Genomic DNA, 22,747 nt, shown 5'->3' on the forward strand with positions numbered 1-22,747 from the left:
TTTAAAATGTCGGGTCGTTTTGATTAACAATATCTACACAGAGAATAAAGTAAGCTAATGAGTATCACCATATTAGTTAAAGGCAACAAAACCCGTATAGCGAAGCGTTTCTCGATTCGTAAAACGGTAAGCCTTATGGTGGGTGTGTCGCTTGTATTACTTATCTCTAGTCGCTCAAGTGATTCAAACTTTGAAAACCAAGTTCGCTTGAATGTTGTTAAAACCGGTTTGGAAGAACAAGCTTCAAAAGTCAGTGCCCTAAGTCAAGTCACAAACGAAAAAGTCGACACCTTAATTGGGCAACTTGCAAAAATGCAGGCTCAACTGAATCATCTTGATATTATCTCTTCTAATTTGGCGGAAAAAAATGGGTTAAGTACCGAAGATTTTGTCCTATCCGCTGATATCAAACAATCATTATATAAAGATTCGGAAATTTCCGAACATATGACAAAAATGGCCGAAGCACTTGAATTTAAAATTCAGCAAGTCACAGCACTTGAATCTGTGTTATCTGGCCACAATATAGAACAAGAGAGTAACTTGGCCGGTAGGCCAGTTAGTAAAGGTTGGTTATCATCTCATTACGGTATACGAAAAGATCCATTTTCGGGCACCCCCACCATGCACAAAGGTGTAGACTTCGCTGGTAGTGAAGGAACTGATGTGTTGGCAACAGGTGCTGGTATAGTAACATGGTCTGGTGAACGTTCAGGTTATGGGTACTTAGTCGAAATTGATCACGGTAATGGCGTTGTGACGCGTTATGGACACAATAATATTCTAAATGTTTCTGTTGGTGATGTTGTCACGAAAGGTCAAGCTATCGCACAAATGGGCAGTACAGGGCGCTCAACAGGACCACATGTGCATTATGAAGTCATTAAAAACGGCCGTCAGGTTGATCCCCTTCCTTATATTTATAAATAACTACCGCTACGGTTTTGTATAATAGCGCGCTATTGCTTATAAACTCCTTGAATAGAAATTACAAAGGCGAGCTTTGCCTGCTGTAACTCATTTTTAACAAAAACAACAATTGGACGCTTTCATCGCATGTTTGCCAGTATATTTAAGAAAATTTTTGGGACCCGTAACTCTCGCTTGCTAAAGCAACTTCGCAAAGTTGTTAATCAAATTAATGCGCTTGAACCCGAAATGGAAGCCCTAAGCGATGATGAACTGAAGGCAAAAACCACTTATTTCCAACAAAAGCTTGCCGATGGTGAGTCTTTAGAATCAATTAAAGTAGAAGCTTTTGCTGTGGTCAGGGAAGCGTCAAAGCGTGTTTACAAGATGCGACACTTTGATGCTCAAATGAAAGGTGGTTTGGTACTGCATCAAGGGAAAATATCTGAGCAACGAACAGGTGAGGGTAAGACACTCACTGCAACGCTGCCTACCTATTTGAATGCTTTAACAGGTAAAGGTGTTCACGTTGTTACTGTAAACGATTACCTAGCAAAACGAGATGCAGATTGGAGTAGAGCGCTCTTTTCTTTTCTTGGCTTAACGGTAGGCTGCAATATTCCTGGAATGACCCATGATGAGAAACTTGCGGCATACAAAGCTGACATTACTTATGGCACTAATAATGAGTTCGGCTTTGATTACTTGCGTGACAATATGGCATTTAGTCCAGAAAATCGGGTGCAGCGTCCCTTACACTTCGCAGTAATTGACGAAGTAGATTCAATTCTAATCGACGAAGCTAGAACACCGCTTATAATCTCAGGTGCGGCAGAGGATAGTTCACAGCTTTATAAAAAAATTAATACGCTAATTCCTAATCTTGAAGTTCAAGACAAAGAAGATGAAGAAGATGCACATGGCGATGGTCATTATACAATTGACGAAAAAGCTAAGCAGGTCCATTTGACGGAAAATGGTCAATTGTTTGTAGAAGAGTTGCTACAAAAAGCGGGTTTAATTGATGATGGCGCATCTTTGTTTGCGGCGGCAAATATTCCTATGTTACATCATGTAAATGCAGCTTTAAAAGCTCATAAGCTGTTTACAAAAGACGTTGATTACATTGTAAAAGATGATCAAATCGTTATTGTAGATGAACACACAGGCCGCACGATGGAAGGCCGTCGTTGGTCTGAAGGTCTCCACCAAGCGGTTGAAGCCAAAGAAGGTGTCAAGATACAAAACGAAAATCAAACAATGGCATCTATTACGTTCCAAAACTTCTTTAGACTGTATGAAAAACTTAGCGGCATGACCGGTACGGCTGAAACTGAAGCGTTTGAATTTCATAGCATATACGGCTTAGAAACAGTTGTTATTCCCACAAACAAGCCAATGATTCGTCAGGACCATGCGGATAAAATATATTTAACCACTGAAGAGAAATTTGTATCTATCATCCAAGATATAAAGACCTGTGTTGAAAAAGGCCAACCTGTTTTAGTGGGCACAATTTCTATAGAAAATTCTGAGCTACTATCTACCTTGCTTAAGAAAGAAAAGATAAAGCATAAGGTATTAAACGCAAAATTCCATGCAGAAGAAGCCGATATTGTCGCGCAAGCAGGTATGCCTTAGTGCAGTTACAATTGCTACTAATATGGCAGGCCGTGGAACCGATATTGTTTTGGGTGGGAATTTTGATGTATTGCTAGAAAAGTTAAAAAATCCAACTGAATCTGCCGTTGCCAAATTAAAAGAAGAATGGCAAGCAAGGCATGATGCCGTTCTTGAATCAGGCGGTTTACATATTATTGGTACAGAACGACATGAATCTAGACGAATTGATAATCAATTACGTGGTCGTTCTGGTCGACAAGGCGATCCAGGCTCATCACGTTCTCTACTTGTCTCTGGAAGATCCGCTCATGCGCATATTCGCATCTGAAAAGATGGGTAATATGATGAAACGATTAGGGATGGAAAAAGGCGAATCAATCGAGCACCCTTGGGTCAGTCGAGCCATTGAAAATGCACAACGTAAAGTGGAAGGCCGCAACTTTGATATGCGTAAGCAGCTTCTTGAATACGACGATGTTGCCAATGATCAACGTAGAGTAATTTATGAGCAACGTAACGAGTTGCTTGACGAAGGAGATATCGCAAGCACTATTGTAAATATTCGTCAGGACGTCGTTAATACCGTTATTAGCCAATATATTCCCCCACAATCATTAGAAGAGATGTGGGATGTTGCAGGTCTTGAAGAGCGTTTAAGAAGTGATTATTTGTTGGAATTACCTATTCAACAGATGCTAGATGATGATGATAAGCTTTATGAAGAAAAGCTTCGTGAATTTATACTTGAAAAAGTAATTGAATCTTATGATGCGAAGGAAAGGGCTGTAAGTCCAGAAGTCTTAAGACTCTTTGAAAAGCAAATTATGCTACAAACACTTGATAATTTATGGAAAGAGCATTTAGCAGCAATGGATTATTTGAGGCAAAGTATCCATTTGCGTTCGTATGCACAAAAAAATCCGAAACAAGAGTATAAGCGTGAGTCATTTGAGTTATTTTCTGAAATGCTTGATAACCTAAAGATTGAAGTTATTAGTATTTTAAGTAAGGTGCAAGTACGCGAAGAGTCTGATGTAGAAGCTGTTGAAGCACAGCGCAGACGAGCTGAGGCCGAGAAAATGGTTGCGCACAAAGAACCTACACAAGAACAAGAAGCACCGCAAAAACCTCAAACTGCTGTGCGTCAAGGGCCTAAAGTGGGCAGAAACGACCCTTGCCCATGTGGTTCAGGGAAAAAATACAAACAATGCTGTGGAAAGTTGTAAGGGTTAATGAAAGAAGTTAACGTAGCCGTTGGCGTCATTACAAAGCAGCATCATTACTTTGTGACTAAGCGTCAAGCTTCTCAACATCAAGGGAACAAATGGGAGTTCCCTGGTGGAAAAATAGAAAAAGGCGAGACACCATTACAAGGTCTTAAAAGAGAATTAGCGGAAGAAGTCAATATCGATGTAAATCGCGCCAAGCATATGCTTGATATTCCATTTTCTTATCCAGATAAAACTGTTCGTTTATGTGTGTTTTTTGTTGATGATTTCTCTGGACAAGCACAAAGTCTTGAGGGATTAGAGCAGCAATGGGTGTCTTTCGAACGCTTACGCGAACTTGAGTTTCCTGCTGCTAATGAGGCGATTATCGCTTGGTTATCAACTAATGTAGATCATGAAGCTGGGCCAAATTCGGTATGAACACATTGATTTCTTCCACTATGTTTAGCTTTGTATAGTTGATTGTCAGCGTACTCAAATAAATTTTCATCTTCCCATTGCTCAAATGTTTCAGCTGGAAAACTTGCACTACCTACGCTTATTGTGACGACTTTTGCAATGTCACTTGCGGCATGTGCAATACTTAAAGACTCAATGGAATCACGTAGTTGTTCTGCTTTCTTTTTAGCACCTTCACTGCTTGTATTGGGTAAAATACAAACAAATTCTTCACCGCCATATCGGGCGCAAAAATCAGATCCGCGGCTAAGCGTGGTCACTAGCGTATTAGCAACTTGAACCAGACAATCATCTCCCTTTGTATGGCCATACTCGTCGTTATAGCGTTTAAAAAAGTCGACATCAAGCAACAAGATTGAAACAGACCAGTTGTTGCGCTTACAAAGGGACAGAGTGTGTTTGAGCTTGTCATCAAAAGCTCTTCTGTTGGGGATGTTTGTCAGGGGATCGGTTAAGCTCAAGCTTAACAGCGTATCTTCTTGGTCTTTGACTTTGTTTAAATAGATTGAAAATATATCAGCAAGACTGGCAATTTCGTCATTACCAAGGCATCGATATTGTGGAATTCTTATCGTCAACTGCACGTTTGACTTGGCTTGAAAGCGATACCAATCTGAAAATGATTTGTTTGTACAAAAAATAAATAATCCCTGCTGCTATTGCCATAGATATTAGGCTAGCAAGGACAGTATATTGCGTTTGTTGTTCAGCGGTCTGATTGGCTAGCCTTGCACTTTTGAGGGTCTCTTGATTAATAAGTTGAGTCTGGTATTGCAAGTTACTAGCAACATCAGCAATAAGGTTTCGGACAAAGTTGTCACGGCCTCTTGCTCGACCTGTAATACGCAGTGATGCTATCTTTTGATTGACCACGCCTTCAGGGCCAATCAATAAGTTTTTTATATCCGCAATTTGACGTATCTTAAGATCACTAGATTGATTTGCCATAAGTGTAATTTCTCTTAATTCTGCTCCAAGAGATTCTTCTATTTGCCTAAGCTTATGCATGCGAGTTTGTTGCGTGATTTGGTTTGTAGTTAAAATGATTTGATGAATATTATTTTCAATTTCATCGATATTATCCATTGAATCAAAGTCCAAAAACAGCTGATAGAAGTTTTCACTTAGCAACTCTTGGGTTTGAACCAAAGATTGCTCTTGTCGAATTCTTTGCTCAATTAAATCGTTAAGCTCGCTTATTTCTGCACGCAGGGTAGATAGTTGTTTGACGATAAAAAGGCTTTCAGCACTATCTGTTTGCAATGCGCTGTCAATTAAGGCTAGCAAATTATCCGTTTTTGACATTGCTTGGGCGCGCGCAGGGTTGGTCTGCGAGTTTGACAAAATTGTAGTTAGCGTTGCTAGATTTTGAATTTGGTTATTCAGCGATGAAGCCAACGTGATTTTAGGTACAGCATCTTCAGACAAAGTAGCTATTTGCTTTTCAAGATAGCCTAATTGATTAAGGGTTGCATAAGTAATGAGCGTAAATATTGCGACAATGCAAACTTGTGCAGCAATAAAGTAGCGAATGGTTTTACGTTTTTTATTCATCGCCATCTACTTATCACCATCTTGACTACTTAGTGCACGATCAACGCTTCGACCATCAATTTGACTGCTTAGCCGGCCTTTTAAGCGCAAATCTCGCAAAATCAAATCAGAAATAAGAATAGTGTTCTTAATGCTTGAGTGGGTTAGTTGTTGCGCATTTTTAAGTGACACATAGCCATCGCCTCCATCTGCTAAATATCCTGTCGTAGCTAAGCTGTATAGTTTATCGTCCTCTATCGTCTCTCCTAAGATACTAAGCGATTCAATTCTGTTCCCTGGAGATTTAGTGCTGTCATACACCATTGTTATGCCTGAAACATGCGGATATTTCCCTCTTAAATCTTCAATAGTAGATAGCCCATTTTCAAGTGCCATACGCAAATCTGCTCCGCTTACATTAATTATTGTCAATGTTGAACGGTAAGGGAGCTCACTAGCAATTGTTTTTAAAGTAATACGAGAGTCAGTTGAATAACTTGTGTCTCCTCTTATACTTCCGCTATTGACAATGGCGATGTCAGTACCGGCAAAATTTCTCATCGTATCAGCAATATAATTACCAAACGCATTTTCTTTGCCTCTAATATCCTCTCTTCGGGTTGAGTAATTCCCATCCCAACTGGCAATAACATCATTTAATAGTCTATCTAGCCGAAGTTTATATGAGTCAATTTGGTGCTGAATATCAATATCTTTGATAAAAGTGCTCAAGGTGACTTCTCGTGACTCGACTATATTTATTGATTCTTCAATCTTTGCTTTAACGACAATGGCTTTCCCAGGCTCAGAAAATGCTTTTAACTTTTCAATGCTCGACAGTTGTTGATAAACGCTTGTTTGAAGCCTAGTATTTGAATTAGCCGCTAAACTGATAATGTTTTGATTAAGTAGCTGTGGAATAAAATCAAATGGGTAGAAGCTTTGTAGAATAACAATATCTGCACCACTAGCTTTGAGCGCTTTAGCAGTCTCGCGTATTGTAGACTCTGGCGTCTCAACGTCGATATATGACAGTAAATATTCATTTATGAGGCGTTCATGCATGATTGAGATAAAACCAACCGTGATACCTTGTTTGCTGACTAAAGCAGATTGGACTAAACCATCAGGTACATCATTGATACGCTTATCTAATAGATTACTTGCTACCATTGGAAATGCAGCTTCAAAAGAACGTAGTGATAACTCATCTTCAAAATAGCTAAAATCACGCTTTGATACAGCCATTACGTCAGGCTCTACGCTGTTTAATATATCAATTATATGAGAGCCTCTGTCAAGATTCGATAAAGCGCTAGGACCAATTGAACCGCCTAGAAAATATAGAAATGTCGCGGGGTTCTCTTGTTTCTCTTGTTCATATAGATGCTTTAACTGCGCATATGCACCTGTTTGGGGATCTGAAATATCTAGTAGTTCACCGGCAAAGATAATAGTGAATTCTTGATGAGCGTCTGTTGTTTGGGCATATGTTTTAAAGCACGATAGAAAACTAAGCGCAACTATCAATATGGGAAATGCGCCAACGCAATGAGCAAATGCCCAAAGAGATAAATGTTTAGTATTGGCTTGATAATTAATGTTTTGTATCTTCATGTTGTTGGCAAAACTACTTACGTACACTATGTATCGGCCTGGGCCTTGAAATCTGCAACACGATTTATCTTATAAAATACACTATATAAAATTGGTACTACGCCTAAAGTCATTACCGTACCAAGGATAAGTCCCATTGCAATAACACTAGCCATGCCATAAAACAATGGATCTTGGCTAATGATAAGGGGTAATAAGCCAATCACTGTCGTAATGGTAGACATTAGTATAGGGCGCAATCTGTCGACACAAGCGTTGATTAAACAAAGATAATCTTTGTTTGTTTCATTCGTATTTCGTTCAATCTCAATTTTGTCAATAAGCACAATTGCGTTATTCACAATTATCCCGGCTAACGCGTACAAGCCCAAAATCACCATAAAACCAAAATTTGCGCCTGATGCAAAGAGTCCAACAACCGCGCCTATTAAAATAAGTGGGATAGTTAACAAAATAATCGAAGCGCATCGTAGAGAGTTAAATTGTGCTATTAGTAAAACAATAATAGCGGCTAAACACATAGGAATGTTAGCACTAAGAGAAGCCTGTGCTTCTTTTGACTCTTTGACTACACCATCAAACTCAATACGGTGAGAAATGGGTAATGTTGCGGCAAGTGCATCTAATTTGTCATTTAAAAACGGTACCATATCCTCTGCCGTCATGAACAGGTTTTTACCTTCTATTGTGACCGTTCTAAATAAATCTTCACGAGCTATTCTTGCATATTGTGGCGTGAACTCAATACTCGCAATCTGTTCTAATGGAACGTTGATATTCTGGGTATTGCTAAACACATTGATGCCATAAATTTTACTAAGATCTGTTCGGCCTTTTTGTTCCCCTCGCACAATAATGGGCAACAAGTCATCACCTTCTCTAAACTCGGATATTGTTTGTCCTGAATAAAACGATTCTAAGGACTTTGCCACGTCGGATGAATTTATTCCTGCGCGTTTCGCTCTAGCTTGATCAATTCTAATATCGACTTGCGAGATCTTGTTCTCCCAATCATCCTTTATTTCAATTGTGCCTTGGCACACTTGCCATTATTTTTTTAATCTCTTGCGCTGCATTAAATATGATATCTCTATCAGGACCAATCACTTGCACATCAATTTTATTTGAATCCGATGGTCCTAAAAACATCTTGGTAACACGTGTTGTTAAATGGGGAGTGTGTTGGGCAAAGTCTTCGCGTAATTGCCGAATGATTTGGTCTTGAGCATTACGAGAGGAAAGGTTTAACATCAAAAATGCTTTGTTGTCTTCTGGTGTAATAGGTGTCAAGGACAATACAAATCTTGGCCCACCAAAGCCGCCATATGCTGCATAATTATCTAGATCTTGATAGCGTTCATCGTTATCTAAAATCTTAAAAATATCTTGCAGGGTACGCTGAGTCTCGCGCATTGTCGCCCCTGCTGGTAAATCTATATAGACAAGGACTTGGGCACGGTCTGAGTCTGGGAAAAACTTAACGGGTATCATCTGTAAAAATGCACCAGCCCCCACAAATAATACGACAAGTAATGTGATAAATAACAGCCGTTGTCCCAAGACAAAATGAAGCAAAGAGCGATACGCAATATTTAAGTATTCGAACATATTGGCTATCTTTTTTTGCCAACCTTTTTGTTTTAGCTTGCCATCATCATTGGTGTCAGGGATAAAAAGATGACATAAAAATGGCGTTACGGCTAAAGATAACACCCAAGATATTATCAATGCATAGATTATGACGATTGAAATAGAGCGGGTATACTCACCAGACATACTTTCTGCAAGCATCAAAGGCAGAAATACCAACATAGTCGTTGCAGATGATGTTAATAAAGGAATGCTTAAAGTACTACCGATCTGCTTGATAATGTCTTTTCGCGCTTGGCCTTTTTCTAGTCGTTTTTTGTAATCTTCAGCGACAACAATGCCATTATCAACCAATAATCCCAATGAAATAATAAGTGTGGCAAGACTCATTCTCTCAAGTGCCATGCCACTAAAGTTCAAAAAGGCTAGGGTAATTAATACAACCGCTGGCACAATCGACCCCACGACTAAGCCGATTCGAAAGCCTAAAAATAGAATCACAACAACAAGTACAATGGTGAGTGTTTGTATTACATTGATTGATACACCGTTAACTGCCTGTTCAACTTGATCAGCTTGTCTAGTAATAATGCTAAAGCTGACGCCAGCAGGCAAAATACTCTCAAGATCATTAAGCTTTCTTTCAATCCGAGGAGATAGCTCTGTGACGCTATATCGTTCGTTTTTAGCAATCGCCAGAACGATTGCCGGTTCACCATTAAAGAATGCGGTTCTAACAGGCGGATCTACAGAGTCTCTGTACACCCTAGCAATATCCCGCAACTGAATTGATTGACTGGTATCAGCTAGCGTAAATACCACATTTCTAATCGCTTCGATGGTATCAAAATTGCCACTTGGTCTGACGTTAAAACTGGTACCATCTAAATCAATAATGCCGCCGGGGCGAATAACATTTTCATTTTGTAAGGTAGCTGTAAGCTGTGCAGGTGAGATACCAAGCTGAGCCGCTTTTACGTCTGAAACTTCTATTATAATATTTTCAGCCTGTGCGCCTAAAATATCGACAGACTCTGTTCCTTGAACAAGGTAAAGCTCATCTCTAGTATGCTGCGCAATATCAAATAACTCCCCCATGCTAATACCGTTGTCGGCCTGCAATGCGACACTGAGGATTGCCACATCACCAAAATTATCATTAACAAAGGGAGTCTGTGTGCCTTCAGGCAAATCGTTTGCGACTTTATCCAGTTCATTTCTTACCTTGTCCCATATTTGATCAAGGTTAAAATACCGCTCATACAACAAGATGTTTACCGTGGAAGTACCTAAAACTGATACTGAACGTATTTCTTTAACTTCATCAACATTTCGAATCCCTTCTTCAATCGTTTTGGTCACCAGTAATTCGATTTGTTGAGCGGGCATACCAGGGAAATGGGTGGTTATTACCGCTTCTCTTACTTTGATTGCGGGATCTTCTTGTGCTGGTAATGTAAAGTAACTAACGGCCCCAAATATCATTAAGCCAAGCACAATCGACATAACCAATCGGTAGTAGGTAAATCCAATATGTGAAAGATTAAGCATCTTATTTTCGTCTATTGGTTGTAAATAACATGGCTGCTTGCCAACGGCGTTACGGTTTGACCATCACGTAAGTTACCCACGCCGGCACTAACGACCTCAATGACGCTTTCACTGTTTTGCGTAAATGACACTAATAATTCACTGGGAAGAGTTTGCAAAATAATAAGGCGCCGTTTTTTAGTGATGAATTGGTCGTTTTCCTTTATGACTTCAAGCACGTATTGCCCATGTTTATCCGTTGCAAGTGCGGAAAGCGGGAGAATATAAAAATCATTACTTGGTGTTGATGAGCTGGCAATAGCGTTACTTAGATGACTTTTTTCACTCAGGGGTAAAATAATTTCAGCGGACATACCAGGCAGTAAATCACCGTGAAATTGATTAAAAGTAATCGTAATTGGAAACGCATTGGCCACTGAAGCCTGCGTTCCTATTTCAGTGAGCGTTGCAGTATATATTTCGTCGTTATTTAAGGCAGGAATGCGAACACTAACTAATTCGCCCAATTCTATTTTGCCTACAATTGATTCGGATATTACCGCCGAGACCTCCAGATTTGTTTTACCCTGTATAGTGAAGGCAGGAGTCTGAGGGGTAACCTGTTGTGATGGCTCAATCAATCGCGCCGAAATGGTACCATCGTAGGGCGCAATAAGTTGTGTATCAGCAAGGTTTTCAAGATCGATATTCAAGGCACTTCTTGCGCTATTTACGCGCTGCTTAGCGATATCGAACGCGGCTTGAGCATTGTCGATTTCTGCTTGAGACACTAAGCGTTGGCTTTGCAATGAAAGGCTTCGATCTAAATTTTGCTTTGCTTCAATCTCAGATGCTTCAGCCTCTGCAAGTACACTATTAGCCCGATTAACGGCCAGTTGGTAGATTTCATCATCTAGTTGCGCAAGCAAGTCGCCTTTTGTAAATGATTGCCCCAAATTAACATTTACATCCTCAACTAAACCACTGACTTGAAATGATATAGACGTAGTATCGGCGGCTTGCACTTTACCGGTAATATGTCTCTCGATTTTTCCAGTAAAGGTTTCTAGTTGAAGCGTTTTAACCATTTTGGCTTGCTTAGTGTCTTGTTTAGCATTTTGCATGTTTTGGGAACAAGCGCTTATGATTAAAAGCGATAAAAGGGCACTTATATAGACAGTATGTTTCATGGGAGGCCATTTTTTGTTACGTTTTATAAAATACATTTATCTGCACTTGCGAAGGCTATTTGATAGCTATTATAGGCCGCTTCACCAATGAAATGTGGATAGGTATCGGGTTCGTTCCATTTAATTTCTTCTCCGTCAAAGCCCTGAAACACGCTTGGCCTTTTTTTAATCTGTGAAAGTCTTTTGCATACACATTAGGATGAATCATCGCTATGCGTTCATTTCTATTGTTGACAGGATAGGGCACTTCACTAATTAAACGAAAGGCACTTACTGGCGAGAGAGAGCTTATTTCTTGTTTGTTCCATTGCTCACAAAATTGCAAAATATGCATTGTCATATCTGCTGCTGCCTGATAAATATTTGCATCTAGCGCATTGTTAGCTTGTGGCCCGACTTCAATCATTACGCCTTTTTTACCAATCGTACAAAGATAGCCATTTGCGTCATAAGGACGTAAATCCTCAATTAATATGTTAGCGTGTGGCATATGACTTTTAACATAGCGTGCTAACTGAGTATTGAAACTATCTGTTTGTAGGATAATCAGCGTAGGACCCATATTGCTGGTGGTATTGTGAATGTCGATAACCAAGTCGCAAGTTGGCTTATCTTTTGGGCCATGGTTTTTGTTTATTTGTGCAGCTAGTGCGCATTCATAACTGCTATCTTCGATAGACTGAGTCAATATTTCATTTGTGAACTGTCGGTTTAAATCGGCTTCAACATATCTTGTTTGTTGGGATATCGCGTTAGGATTGGCGAGTAAAAAAGATAGTGTTGCCGAAGGACAGTACTGTGATATTGCGTTTGGATGCTCCAGCCAGTGTTTTACCGCATACACACCGGAGAGCTCATTACCATGCGTACCGCCTACTATTAAAATGCTTTGCATAAGCTCATTCATTTAAAAAAATCTTCGTTTTTCTGCTCGTGGGCTAGTAAAGCTTCGATATCTTCTACATCAATGTTATCGGGTAATAAGTCTTGCTGATGCTTATCACACGCGATGCTGTGTTGTTCTTCAGCCCACTGCCCTAAATCTATTAATTGGCAACGCTTTGAACAAAAAGGACGAAAAGTAGCTTGTGCGTTCCACACAAGACTAGTTTGACAGCTTGGGCAATTTACTTTCATTTACTTATCAACAACATGCTAGTTTAAAAGAAACGGTTTGAGTGACAGAGGCACTGCTTCCTTCTGGTGGTTTTAGATACATAAACTTAACACCATAACGATTTCGTGTGCCACTTAATACCGGATAGATACCTAATGATTTATCGATTTTGATTCTAACAAGTTCAAGCTTTTCCTCATTAGAAGACTGATAGTAACCAGTTGTACAAGATGTTTTTGTAAATACGACCTTCTCGCGCAGAAACGACAAAATCATCACAATACTTGTTTGGACCAATTCAAGATGTGTAAGCCAATTATTTACTTCTTGTAATTTTTGCGATTTGTCTTGTTTTAGCCAGCAAAACAAAATTGGAAGATCAAAACTGGTTGCGCCACCTACAATGGCGAAACGCTGCCTGATGCTAGATAAAAATTTTTCATCACGTAGTGAAGCTCCTAGTTTTTTGGTCGTTTTAAGTTTATGTTCTAGGGTTTCAAGCTCATTGAGCGCTTTACTTAACGCCGAAGTATCGATATCTGGATGCGCTGACCAATGTTTTAATTTCTTTTCGTGAACATCGATATCACGCAGTAAATCGGTCCGTAAATCAAGCCTTTCAAGTAGGTCTTGAATATCAAACAAGGTTTTAAAAAAGCTAAGATATTCAACATCAAGCTTGGCATCTTTGACTTCATTAAGTTGAGCAAATAATTGCTCTAAACGAAGGTAGTTTCGCACTTTCTCGCAAAGTGGAAACTCATAAAGTGCCGATGACATTTGACTTCCCCCTTGTTCTTTTAGTTATTTCTGATTGACTCAAGCTTAGCGTACATTCTTACTTATCTATGTGATAATTGTAAGTATTTTTTATGCAAAAACGTGATTTGAGGCGCTAAGTCTTCAAAAGTGCCACTATTGTCGATGATATCATCACATAGGGCTAGTTTCTGCTCACGACTGTATTGAGATGCAATAATAGATTCAATTGTGGCGATATCACTACCGTCGCGACCAGCCGTACGACTAATTTGTGTCTCGACACTGACATCAACTAAAACCGTTATATCGACCATAGACTGCAGCTTGTTCTCAAACAATAACGGGGCTGATAAAATAACATACTCTGAGCTCGCTTTTGATAACTGGGCAATCATCTCTTGTCTTATCAAAGGGTGTAAGATGTCGTTAAGTGCTTGTTTTTTGCTTTTATCTGAAAATATAATTTTTCTGAGCAAAGGGCGATTTAAATTACCGGTTTCATCAATAATGTGTTTTCCAAATACGGCTTCTATCTTTTGTAAGCCACAAGAGTTTATTTGAACGACCTCTCGAGCCACTACATCAGCATCAATCACTGAAATACCAAGCTTAGCAAAAAGATCAGTAACAGTCGTTTTTCCTGAGCCGATACCACCAGTAATGCCTACTATAAATGGTTTGTTAAGGCTCATAAGCTTGCCAAATACCATGTTGCGATATCATCGCCATATAACATCGTCAGATAGCCTGCAGCAGCGAGGTAAGGACCAAATGGAATAGCCAAATCAGTATTTTTGCGCTTAGCCATCATGATGCTAATGCCAACAAAAGCGCCAACAACAGAAGATAACAGAATGACGATAGGCAAATGTTGCCATCCTACCCATACGCCAATAGCGGCAAGTAACTTAAAATCACCGTAACCCATTCCTTCTTTTCCAGTTAAAAGCTTAAACGCCCAATAAACTGAAAACAGACTTAGATACCCAAACACGCCGCCAAAAACGGCATCATTGAGTGACATCTGTGGCGATAGTGCCGCGACTATTAAGCCAATCCACAAAACTGACAGTGTCATTACATCTGGCAGCAACATTTCATCTATATCGATAAAGGTCATTGCAATCAATAACTAAGGTACAGACTATAAACGCAAAACTGATAAGGTTAAATCCTAGATAATAGGCAACTATAGTGCTTAATACAGCCGTTGATAGTTCTATAGCGGGATATCGAATTGAAATAGGGTTGTTACAATTACTACATTTACCGCGAAGTAAAATCCAGCTGATAATAGGTATGTTTTCCCATGCCCTTATATTGTGGCCGCATTTGGGGCAGCTTGAATCAGGCTTTATAAGGTTAAATGTTGAATTGTCAGTCTTTTGAACAGCATTTTCTTGACCATTTTCACTCAGGTATTCATTTATATCTTGCTGCCATTGACGCTTCATCATGACAGGGACTCTATATATTACGACATTTAAAAAACTACCTACTAATAACGACAATACAAAAACACAGATGAGAAAAGCGACAGTGTTGCTAGCAAGGTATTCAAACATGGGGTACTAATTGACTTTGTTAATAATGAAGATTGCACAAACTATAGACGCAATTAATATGATGGGCAAGTGACTCTATATGTGTTTCAACTGATGTAGCTATTAAAAAGCGAGTATAAGGATACTCGCTTTAGTGGGCGTCACACTATCATGTGAATGGTTTAGACAACCGAACCCATTTGGAATATGGGCAAGTACATTGCGATAATAAGGCCGCCTATTACGACTCCTAGCACAGCCATGATCATTGGCTCTAGAAGGCTAGTTAAACCATCCACCATATCATCTACTTCTGCTTCGTATATGTAGGCTATTTTGCTGAGCATTTCATCTACTGCGCCCGATTCTTCACCTATGGCAATCATCTGAGTCACCATGTCAGGAAACACTCGCGTGGAGCGCATTGCGGCATTCATTTGTACGCCGCCAGAGACTTCATTTTTGATGAAGATTATTGCTTTTCGAAACACAGCATTACCAGATGCACCAGCGGCTGAATCAAGTGCACCGATTAAGGGGACACCTGCTGCGAATGTGGTTGCCAAGGTACGGGTAAATCTTGCTACAGCTGCCTTTTTTAAAATCTCACCAATAACAGGTATTTTCAACACTTTTGCATCGATGCTATCTCGCATTCCTTGGCTTTTTCCGTAGGCTTTTTTGAAAAGAAAAGCACCGACGATAGCGCATACGGCAATATACAAGCCGTAATCTTGCACAAAATCTGATATGCCTAACACGAATTGTGTAAAGGCCGGTAGTTCGGCGCCAAAGCCATTGAAAATCTCTTCAAATTGAGGAACTACGAATATAAGAAGAATCATCGTTACGATAAAGGCAACAACGATTACGGCGATGGGATAAAACATCGCTTTTTTAATTTTGGATTTTAAGGCTTCGGCCTTTTCTTTGTATAGCGCTATACGATCATATATCGTTTCTAACGCACCTGATTGCTCGCCTGTTTCTACCAAGTCGCAATATAGGTCATCAAAATACTTAGGATGTTTACGAAGCGCTACGGATAATGCGTTACCTGATTTCACTTCACCGGTAAGTTTTGCCATGAGCTCTCGCATGGACTTTTTGTTATGGCCTTGCCCTATCATTTCAAGGCTTTGAATAAGGGTTACACCAGCGCCTAGCATAGTGGCTATTTGACGAGACGTTACTGCGATATCTTGCGCTGTTATCTTGTCACCACGAGAAAAAAATGAAGGCGTTGATTTTTTAACTTTTTGGGCGGATATACCCTGACGTCTTAGTAAGTTTTTAGCTTCGGTTGGATTGGCTGCGTTAATAACACCATTAATTTTCTTGCCTGAGCGGTCTACTCCAACCCACTCAAAAGGTGTCATTGACTTATCCATTGCCTACCTCACTTTTATTTGGTTTTGTAAAGTTTAGAAACTAAAAAACCCAGAAGCGTTACGCTTCTGGGTCATCAAACATTACCTACTATGGCGTAGCAGGAGTGTTATCACATAAAGTAGTTGGGTCACACTCTTCTCTCCACGTCATGCCAGTTTCACGCACGTAAGTTGGAGTCAATGTGAATGTAGCAGCGCCAGTACCAGCAGCGTTTTGTACTGCAGAAGGATCAGTTGAACCAGTGATGCTGATAACGCCGTTTGCAGCAATTGACACGCCTGGAGCATTTACTGTAGCAGCTACTGCAGCTGGAATACCGTTGTTACCGCTTGAACAGTTTGCAATTGTACCTTCGATTTGAGCACAAACTTCTACCGCAGATTTTGCAGCTGAAGCAGCGTTAACTAGCTCAGCAAACTTAGCACGGTCTGTGTAAGACTGGTAAGCTGGTAAAGCGATTGCGGCAAGAATACCGATGATTGCTACAACAATCATTAGTTCGATTAGGGTGAAACCCTTTTGTGAAGCTTTCTTTATTGACATGGTCATGGTCTATCTCCAATGCGCCTAGCGCGTCTGTTAAGTAAAGTTAATGTAGTTAGAGTTCACTAAGCATTATCTGCCGCTCACCCAACCGCACAATCAGTATATGATGAATAAACCAACGATAAAGTATGCGTTCGCATACTTGAGTGTCGGTTTTGACACAACTGAGACGATTTTTTAACTGATTTTTCTTATTAAGTTCATGAATTTAAAGGATTAGAAGTGATAAGTCTACTGCGCTTATATGTTTTGTAATTGCGCCGGTAGAAATAAAGTCAACACCCAACCTTGATAACTCACTTAATCGATTTTCTGTTATATTGCCAGAAACTTCAAGCTTACATTGATAATTATTTAATTCTACTGCTCTTTTTGTCAGTTTGGTGTCAAAATTATCCAACATTATGACGTCACATTTAGCCTCAATTGCTTCTTGCAACTCCTTTATTGACTCTACTTCTACTTCTATTGTTAGTTTGTCATTAATCGATTTTGCTTGACTAACAGCTTTGGCAATTGAACCACATGCTTTTATGTGATTTTCTTTGATTAAAAAAGCGTCAAATAAGCCCATTCTATGATTAACGCCACCGCCGCAGCGCACGGCATACTTTTGTGCTTGCCTAAACTTGGGGATTGTTTTTCGTGTGTCTAACAACTTCGTTCGACTATCTTGCAAGTATTGAACATAACGATGACTTATAGTGGCAGTGCCGCTTAACATCTGCATAAAATTTAGAGCAGTGCGCTCAGCGGTCAAAATGCTACGAGCGTTGCCACTTATCGCTACAATCACACTACCTGCAGATAAACATTCACCATCATTTGCCCTCCATGACAACTGCATATTTGGATCAAGCAACATAAATGCTGCCTCAGCCCACTGTTTGCCACATAGCACAATGTCGTCTCTGGTAATGATATGGGCCTCCACTTGTGTATCTTGTTGAATAAGTTGTGCGCTCATATCAGCTAACATCATACTTTGCGGGTTTGTATCATCATCGTTACACCCTAAATCCTCTCTAAGTGCAAATAGCACGTCATTGTGGATGATTTGAGCATCTTTGAACTCTTGTTTCATATGTTTGTTTATCTAACTAATATCGATATTGGCTTATTCTACCTAGCACAAGTGTATTTGCACAGACTATACTATGGTTAATTGCAAGTTTTATAATAGGTATAGCTAATGACACTATTTACTCTGCTGTTGGTAATGGCGCTAGAGCGGGTTACCAGTAAATCGAAAAAATTCCATATAGCGACTTTGGCGGAGTCTTATTTTACAGTGGTGGGCAATACAGGCATATTAAAAAATGCTTCACCTTATGTGAGCACATTTATAATCGCCGCTGTTCCTACCTTACTAGCATGGTTACTGACACAATGGTTAAGTGGTATCTTCCTACTAGCCTTATATGTTTTAAGTTTATGGATTTGTCTTGGATGTCCAGTCACGCGCAAAACATATAAACAGTATTTATTAGCGGCTAATCGCGATGATTTTCAAGCTTGTTCTTTGCATAGTATGTCTTTTGGTAACGAGGGTGGAGAGCTTTCAAATGTTGGCAAACAACTTGTGCTTGTAAATTATCGACAATATGCAAGCGTGATTATTTTCTTTGCTTTGTTTGGCGTCCTTGGCATGGTTTTCTACTCATTAATAAAAGAGTTGTATGTAAAAGACCGAAACCAAAATGAATCACTAGATGAGGTGTCTCAACGACATGAAAGCGCACGCCTACTTTACTATCTTGATTTTATCCCAATTCGAATAACCGCGTTTGGTTTTTTAATGGTTGGCCATTTTACTCGCGGACTATCAGCATGGCTCCATGACTTAGTAAATACCTCTATATCAAGCTATGACTTTTTAGCAAAAGTCGCAAAGTCAGCAGAAGACACAATAAGTGACGAAAGAGCTCACCTAACTGAGCCATTGCAAATGGTAAAGCTTGTGAAAAGAAACATTGTTTTTCTACTGATGGTGATTTCACTTATGACTTTAGTCGGATTTACTGTCTAACACTTTACTTTTATTCTAATTTCACTACACTATATCATATTGGTTAATTGGTATTACCAATAGCCTGTTTGCTTTTTCAAAGCTCAGGTTATGGGATTGCCTTGTGTTAAGTGACAATTTCAAGAAGAAAAGTGCATGATTAAACAAGCGAAGTTATCAGACGTCATTACAGAACGATTAGAGTCAATGATAATTGATGGCACATTAGCCGCAGGCGAACAATTATTGCCCGAACGTGAGTTGGCTGAGCGTTTTCAAGTGTCGCGTCCATCCTTGCGCGAAGCTATTCAAAATCTCAGCGCAAAAGGTCTAATCGAGCGCAAGCAAGGTGGCGGGACCTTTGTTTCACAGCACTTAAATAAACGATTATCTGACCCCTTACTCGATCTAATTTCTAATCGCCCAGAAACTCAGTTTGATTTGCTTGAGTTTAGACATTCCCTAGAAGGCATGGCTGCCTTCTATGCTGCGCTTCGAGGTCAGCCAGACGATGTTAAACAACTTAAAGCATCATTTGCTCGTGTGCTAGAAATAAATGGTGCACAGCAACCAGATGAAGAAGCCAAGCGCTTAGCGACTTTTTATTTTGACATGGCAAAGGCTTCCCAAAACATGGTCTTGGTTCAAGTTATGTCGGCAATGCGCGCAATGTTAATAGATAACATAAAACAAAATTTAGCGATGCTTAGGCTAGCCAGTGATAGTCAAAACCAAGACGAAAGTATTGAGCAACGCATAAAGCAGCAACGCATTGATATAGTCGATGCAATAGAAGCTGGGAATCCTGAGTCAGCACGAGACGCAAGTCATGCACATTTGTCTTTTGTTGAAGCAACTTTATTAGAAATTAATCAAAACCAAGCCAGTGTGCAAAGAAGTTTACGTAGATTGGTAAGTGAATAAACCCAATGCAACTGCACATAGTGCTGTTAACAAATCAAGCACGCAATAATATGCAGTGTATAAATTGAACAAGAGAATAGGAATAAAATATGGCTGATGCTAAACAACCTGATGTCGATCCGATTGAAACCCAAGAGTGGATTGAATCACTTGAAGCTGTTTTAGAGACAGAGGGTGTTGAAAGAGCTCATTTTTTACTTGAGTCTTTAATAGAGAAAGCAAGACGAAATGGCGCGCATTTACCTTATGACGCCACTACCGCTTATATTAACACCATTCCTGCAGGCCAAGAGCCAACCATGCTAGGCGATCAAACCATCGAAACAAAAATTCGTAACGCGATTCGTTGGAACGCATTAATGATGGTGTTGCGAGGGTCTAAAAAAGACCTTGAATTAGGTGGGCATATTTCTAGTTTTGCGTCCTCAGCAATGTTATATGATGTCGGTTTTAACCACTTTTTCAGAGCGCCAAATGACCAAGATGGCGGTGATTTTATGTTTGTGCAAGGACATGTATCTCCGGGTATATATTCTCGTGCGTTTATCGAGGGGCGTTTAAGTGCTGGTCAATTAGACGGCTTCAGGCAAGAAGTCGATGGGGAAGGCGTATCTTCATATCCTCATCCCAAATTAATGCCTGATTTTTGGCAGTTTCCAACGGTCTCTATGGGACTTGGCCCCATGCAAGCTATTTATCTTGCTCGTTTCTTAAAGTATTTAACCAATCGAGGTTTGAAAGATTGTTCAAACCAACGTGTTTGGTGCTTTATGGGAGACGGTGAAGTTGATGAGCCAGAAAGTTTAGGTGCTATAGGTCTAGCATCTCGTGAGAATCTAGATAATTTAACCTTTGTGATCAATTGTAACTTGCAAAGACTTGATGGTCCGGTGAGGGGAAATGGAAAAATTATCCAAGAACTTGAGGGGACATTCCGCGGTGCTGGATGGGAAGTCATTAAGGTCATTTGGGGACGTTATTGGGATTCGCTTCTTGCTCGCGATACATCAGGCAAGTTACTTGATGTCATGAATGAAACCGTTGATGGCGAATACCAAAACTACAAATCAAAAGGTGGTGCTTACACTCGCGACAATTTCTTTGGTAAGTATCCAGAGTTAAAAGACATGGTTGCCAACATGTCTGATGAAGATATTTGGCGCTTGAACCGCGGTGGACATGACCCTGTAAAAGTATATGCAGCCTACAAAAGAGCGACTGAAACACAGGGGCGCCCACAAGTTATCTTAGCTAAAACCGTAAAAGGTTATGGTTTAGGTGATGCAGGCGAAGGAAAAAATATTGCTCATAACGTTAAGAAAATGGATACCGATTCGGTGAAGCAATACCGCAATCGTTTCAATATTCCTTTGTCAGATGAGCAATGTGCAGATTTAAGCTACTACAAATTCGACGATGACAGTCCCGAAATGAAATATTTGCGCGAAAAGCGTGAAGCGCTAAATGGCTATATGCCTGTTCGTCGCGCTAAGTCGACCGAAGAGTTGCCAGCTCCACCGCTAAAAGCGTTTGAAGCAATTACCAAAGGCTCAGGTGAAAGAGAAATCTCTACTACAATGGCTTTTGTACGCGTATTAACGGTAATGCTAAAAGACAAGCAAATGGGTTCACGTGTTGTTCCAATTATTCCTGATGAAGCCAGAACATTTGGGATGGAAGGTCTGTTTAGACAAGTAGGAATTTATAGTAACTCTGGGCAAAAATATATTCCGCAAGACAAAGACCAAGTTGCTTATTACCGTGAAGACAAAAAAGGTCAGGTTTTACAAGAAGGTATTAACGAACTTGGCGCTATGTCCTCATTTGTGGCCGCCGGTACATCATATTCACTTAACGATTTACCGATGTTGCCTGTTTACATCTACTACTCAATGTTTGGTTTCCAACGTGTTGGAGATATGGCGTGGGCAGCTGGGGATTCACAAACCCGAGGTTTCTTAGTCGGGGGCACAGCGGGCAGAACCACCCTCAACGGTGAAGGTTTACAACACCAAGATGGGCATAGCCATATTCAAGCTGGACTGATCCCTAACTGTGTAAGTTATGACCCAACCTACGCATACGAGGTAGCAGTAATTGTTCAAGACGGTATTCGTCGTATGTTAGAAGACCAAGAAAATGTATTTTTCTACTTGACGGTGATGAACGAAAATTATGTCCAACCTGAAATGCCAAAAGGCTGTGAAGAAGGCATATTAAAAGGTATCTATAAGCTTGAAGAGCATGGTGCGAAGAAAAACAAATTACAGGTTAAACTGCTTGGGTGCGGCACGATATTGCTGCAAGTCCAAGAAGCGGCCAAAATACTCGCTAAGGATTTTGGTGTCTCAAGTGAATTATATAGCGTACCTTCATTTAACGAGTTGGGCCGAGATGCAATTGACTGCGATAGATACAATATGCGCAATCCTGATCAGAAGAAGCAAAAAACACCATATGTTACAGAAGTCTTATCTGCTGGAAACGATGGTCCAACAATAGCTGCTACTGACTACATAAAGTCATACGCTGATCAAGTGCGTGCTTATGTGCCTAGGTGCTTATCGCGTATTAGGCACTGATGGTTTTGGTCGCTCAGATAGCCGAGCTAATTTGCGACGACATTTTGAAGTAGATGCTCAAAATGTAGCGTATGCTGCTTTGTTTGAATTGTATAAAGCCGGAGATATTGACGCTGCAACTTTGTCAAAAGCTCATAAAACGCTTGAGATAGACGGCGATAAAATCAATCCACTTTACGCATAACTGGGAGA

At 40.0% G+C, this 22,747-nt stretch carries 17 protein-coding genes and 3 pseudogenes; 6 read left to right on the forward strand and 14 right to left on the reverse strand.

Features of this window, described 5'->3' with window-relative positions; genetic code table 11:
- Positions 1-57 precede the first annotated feature (57 nt).
- The 3 genes and pseudogenes from ACZ1G6_RS03455 (at position 58) to mutT (ending at position 4,181) form a co-directional block, all read left to right on the forward strand.
- Positions 58-930 (forward strand): M23 family metallopeptidase, encoded by an 873-nt coding sequence (locus ACZ1G6_RS03455; RefSeq protein ID WP_472618078.1) that lies wholly within the window; start codon positions 58-60, stop codon positions 928-930.
- A 126-nt stretch (positions 931-1,056) separates the two neighbouring features.
- Positions 1,057-3,758 (forward strand): annotated as a pseudogene (gene secA / locus ACZ1G6_RS03460) (preprotein translocase subunit SecA).
- Between the two features lie 6 nt (positions 3,759-3,764).
- Positions 3,765-4,181 carry an 8-oxo-dGTP diphosphatase MutT gene (mutT, locus tag ACZ1G6_RS03465; protein ID WP_472618079.1) on the forward strand — a complete coding sequence of 139 codons (417 nt, stop codon included), beginning with the start codon at positions 3,765-3,767 and terminating at the stop codon, positions 4,179-4,181.
- Here mutT and ACZ1G6_RS03470 read toward each other — a convergent pair.
- The 14 genes and pseudogenes from ACZ1G6_RS03470 to nadC form a co-directional block, all read right to left on the reverse strand.
- The gene (locus tag ACZ1G6_RS03470) at positions 4,154-4,804 is read right to left on the reverse strand and encodes a GGDEF domain-containing protein (protein WP_472618080.1); all 651 of its coding nucleotides are present in this window, start codon (positions 4,802-4,804) and stop codon (positions 4,154-4,156) included. The genes mutT and ACZ1G6_RS03470 overlap by 28 nt on opposite strands.
- Positions 4,761-5,774, reverse strand: coding sequence for a hypothetical protein (locus tag ACZ1G6_RS03475; protein WP_472618081.1), 1,014 nt, complete (start codon positions 5,772-5,774; stop codon positions 4,761-4,763). Before ACZ1G6_RS03475 ends, ACZ1G6_RS03470 begins: the two co-directional genes overlap by 44 nt.
- Before the next feature lie 6 nt (positions 5,775-5,780).
- A complete protein-coding gene (locus ACZ1G6_RS03480; protein ID WP_472618082.1) occupies positions 5,781-7,370 on the reverse strand; it encodes a bifunctional metallophosphatase/5'-nucleotidase in 1,590 nt (529 codons plus the stop codon).
- A gap of 26 nt (positions 7,371-7,396) precedes the next feature.
- Positions 7,397-8,413, reverse strand: a complete 1,017-nt coding sequence (locus tag ACZ1G6_RS03485) for an efflux RND transporter permease subunit (RefSeq protein ID WP_472618083.1) — start codon at positions 8,411-8,413, stop codon at positions 7,397-7,399.
- Positions 8,394-10,511 (reverse strand): efflux RND transporter permease subunit, encoded by a 2,118-nt coding sequence (locus tag ACZ1G6_RS03490; RefSeq protein WP_472618084.1) that lies wholly within the window; start codon positions 10,509-10,511, stop codon positions 8,394-8,396. The genes ACZ1G6_RS03485 and ACZ1G6_RS03490 overlap by 20 nt, the downstream gene beginning before the upstream one ends.
- 11 nt (positions 10,512-10,522) lie before the next feature.
- Positions 10,523-11,680 carry an efflux RND transporter periplasmic adaptor subunit gene (locus tag ACZ1G6_RS03495; protein ID WP_472618085.1) on the reverse strand — a complete coding sequence of 386 codons (1,158 nt, stop codon included), beginning with the start codon at positions 11,678-11,680 and terminating at the stop codon, positions 10,523-10,525.
- Positions 11,681-11,735: 55 nt separating this feature from the next.
- Entirely contained in the window at positions 11,736-12,575 is an 840-nt protein-coding gene (locus ACZ1G6_RS03500; protein ID WP_472618086.1) for an aspartoacylase, read from the reverse strand.
- An 8-nt stretch (positions 12,576-12,583) separates the two neighbouring features.
- Positions 12,584-12,817 carry a DNA gyrase inhibitor YacG gene (yacG, locus tag ACZ1G6_RS03505; RefSeq protein WP_472618087.1) on the reverse strand — a complete coding sequence of 78 codons (234 nt, stop codon included), beginning with the start codon at positions 12,815-12,817 and terminating at the stop codon, positions 12,584-12,586.
- Positions 12,818-12,824: 7 nt separating this feature from the next.
- Complete coding sequence (zapD, locus tag ACZ1G6_RS03510) at positions 12,825-13,577, reverse strand: cell division protein ZapD (RefSeq protein ID WP_472618088.1); 753 nt, start codon at positions 13,575-13,577, stop codon at positions 12,825-12,827.
- Between the two features lie 62 nt (positions 13,578-13,639).
- Positions 13,640-14,251 carry a dephospho-CoA kinase gene (gene coaE, locus ACZ1G6_RS03515; protein WP_472618089.1) on the reverse strand — a complete coding sequence of 204 codons (612 nt, stop codon included), beginning with the start codon at positions 14,249-14,251 and terminating at the stop codon, positions 13,640-13,642.
- Positions 14,248-15,124, reverse strand: a pseudogene (locus ACZ1G6_RS03520) (prepilin peptidase). Before ACZ1G6_RS03520 ends, coaE begins: the two are co-directional and overlap by 4 nt.
- Before the next feature lie 161 nt (positions 15,125-15,285).
- Positions 15,286-16,494, reverse strand: a complete 1,209-nt coding sequence (locus ACZ1G6_RS03525) for a type II secretion system F family protein (protein ID WP_472618090.1) — start codon at positions 16,492-16,494, stop codon at positions 15,286-15,288.
- 88 nt (positions 16,495-16,582) lie between these two features.
- Complete coding sequence (locus tag ACZ1G6_RS03530; protein WP_472618091.1) at positions 16,583-17,044, reverse strand: pilin; 462 nt, start codon at positions 17,042-17,044, stop codon at positions 16,583-16,585.
- A gap of 205 nt (positions 17,045-17,249) precedes the next feature.
- Positions 17,250-18,125: a carboxylating nicotinate-nucleotide diphosphorylase gene (gene nadC, locus ACZ1G6_RS03535; protein WP_472618092.1), complete on the reverse strand. Its 876-nt coding sequence runs from the start codon at positions 18,123-18,125 to the stop codon at positions 17,250-17,252.
- A 108-nt stretch (positions 18,126-18,233) separates the two neighbouring features.
- Here nadC and ampE point away from each other — a divergent pair, with 108 nt between their 5' ends.
- The 3 genes and pseudogenes from ampE to aceE all read left to right on the forward strand — a co-directional run bounded on the left by ampE (position 18,234) and on the right by aceE (position 22,739).
- Positions 18,234-19,070, forward strand: a complete 837-nt coding sequence (ampE, locus tag ACZ1G6_RS03540; RefSeq protein ID WP_472618093.1) for a regulatory signaling modulator protein AmpE — start codon at positions 18,234-18,236, stop codon at positions 19,068-19,070.
- A 135-nt stretch (positions 19,071-19,205) separates the two neighbouring features.
- On the forward strand, positions 19,206-19,973 hold the full coding sequence (locus tag ACZ1G6_RS03545; RefSeq protein ID WP_472618094.1) for a GntR family transcriptional regulator: 768 nt from the start codon (positions 19,206-19,208) through the stop codon (positions 19,971-19,973).
- A gap of 89 nt (positions 19,974-20,062) precedes the next feature.
- Positions 20,063-22,739 (forward strand): annotated as a pseudogene (gene aceE, locus ACZ1G6_RS03550) (pyruvate dehydrogenase (acetyl-transferring), homodimeric type).
- The last annotated feature ends 8 nt before the right edge of the window (positions 22,740-22,747 follow it).

Source organism: Glaciecola sp. HA4-3 (assembly GCF_055693685.1).

Coding starts and splice junctions, on each gene's coding strand:
- ACZ1G6_RS03455 (WP_472618078.1), top strand. CDS start 58: ATGAGTATCACCATATTAGTTAAAGGCAACAAAACCCGTATAGCGAAG.
- mutT (WP_472618079.1), top strand. CDS start 3,765: ATGAAAGAAGTTAACGTAGCCGTTGGCGTCATTACAAAGCAGCATCAT.
- ACZ1G6_RS03475 (WP_472618081.1), bottom strand. CDS start 5,774: ATGAATAAAAAACGTAAAACCATTCGCTACTTTATTGCTGCACAAGTT.
- ACZ1G6_RS03480 (WP_472618082.1), bottom strand. CDS start 7,370: ATGAAGATACAAAACATTAATTATCAAGCCAATACTAAACATTTATCT.
- ACZ1G6_RS03490 (WP_472618084.1), bottom strand. CDS start 10,511: ATGCTTAATCTTTCACATATTGGATTTACCTACTACCGATTGGTTATG.
- ACZ1G6_RS03495 (WP_472618085.1), bottom strand. CDS start 11,680: ATGAAACATACTGTCTATATAAGTGCCCTTTTATCGCTTTTAATCATA.
- ACZ1G6_RS03500 (WP_472618086.1), bottom strand. CDS start 12,575: ATGCAAAGCATTTTAATAGTAGGCGGTACGCATGGTAATGAGCTCTCC.
- yacG (WP_472618087.1), bottom strand. CDS start 12,817: ATGAAAGTAAATTGCCCAAGCTGTCAAACTAGTCTTGTGTGGAACGCA.
- zapD (WP_472618088.1), bottom strand. CDS start 13,577: ATGTCATCGGCACTTTATGAGTTTCCACTTTGCGAGAAAGTGCGAAAC.
- coaE (WP_472618089.1), bottom strand. CDS start 14,251: ATGAGCCTTAACAAACCATTTATAGTAGGCATTACTGGTGGTATCGGC.
- ACZ1G6_RS03525 (WP_472618090.1), bottom strand. CDS start 16,494: ATGGATAAGTCAATGACACCTTTTGAGTGGGTTGGAGTAGACCGCTCA.
- ACZ1G6_RS03530 (WP_472618091.1), bottom strand. CDS start 17,044: ATGACCATGTCAATAAAGAAAGCTTCACAAAAGGGTTTCACCCTAATC.
- nadC (WP_472618092.1), bottom strand. CDS start 18,125: ATGAAACAAGAGTTCAAAGATGCTCAAATCATCCACAATGACGTGCTA.
- ampE (WP_472618093.1), top strand. CDS start 18,234: ATGACACTATTTACTCTGCTGTTGGTAATGGCGCTAGAGCGGGTTACC.
- ACZ1G6_RS03545 (WP_472618094.1), top strand. CDS start 19,206: ATGATTAAACAAGCGAAGTTATCAGACGTCATTACAGAACGATTAGAG.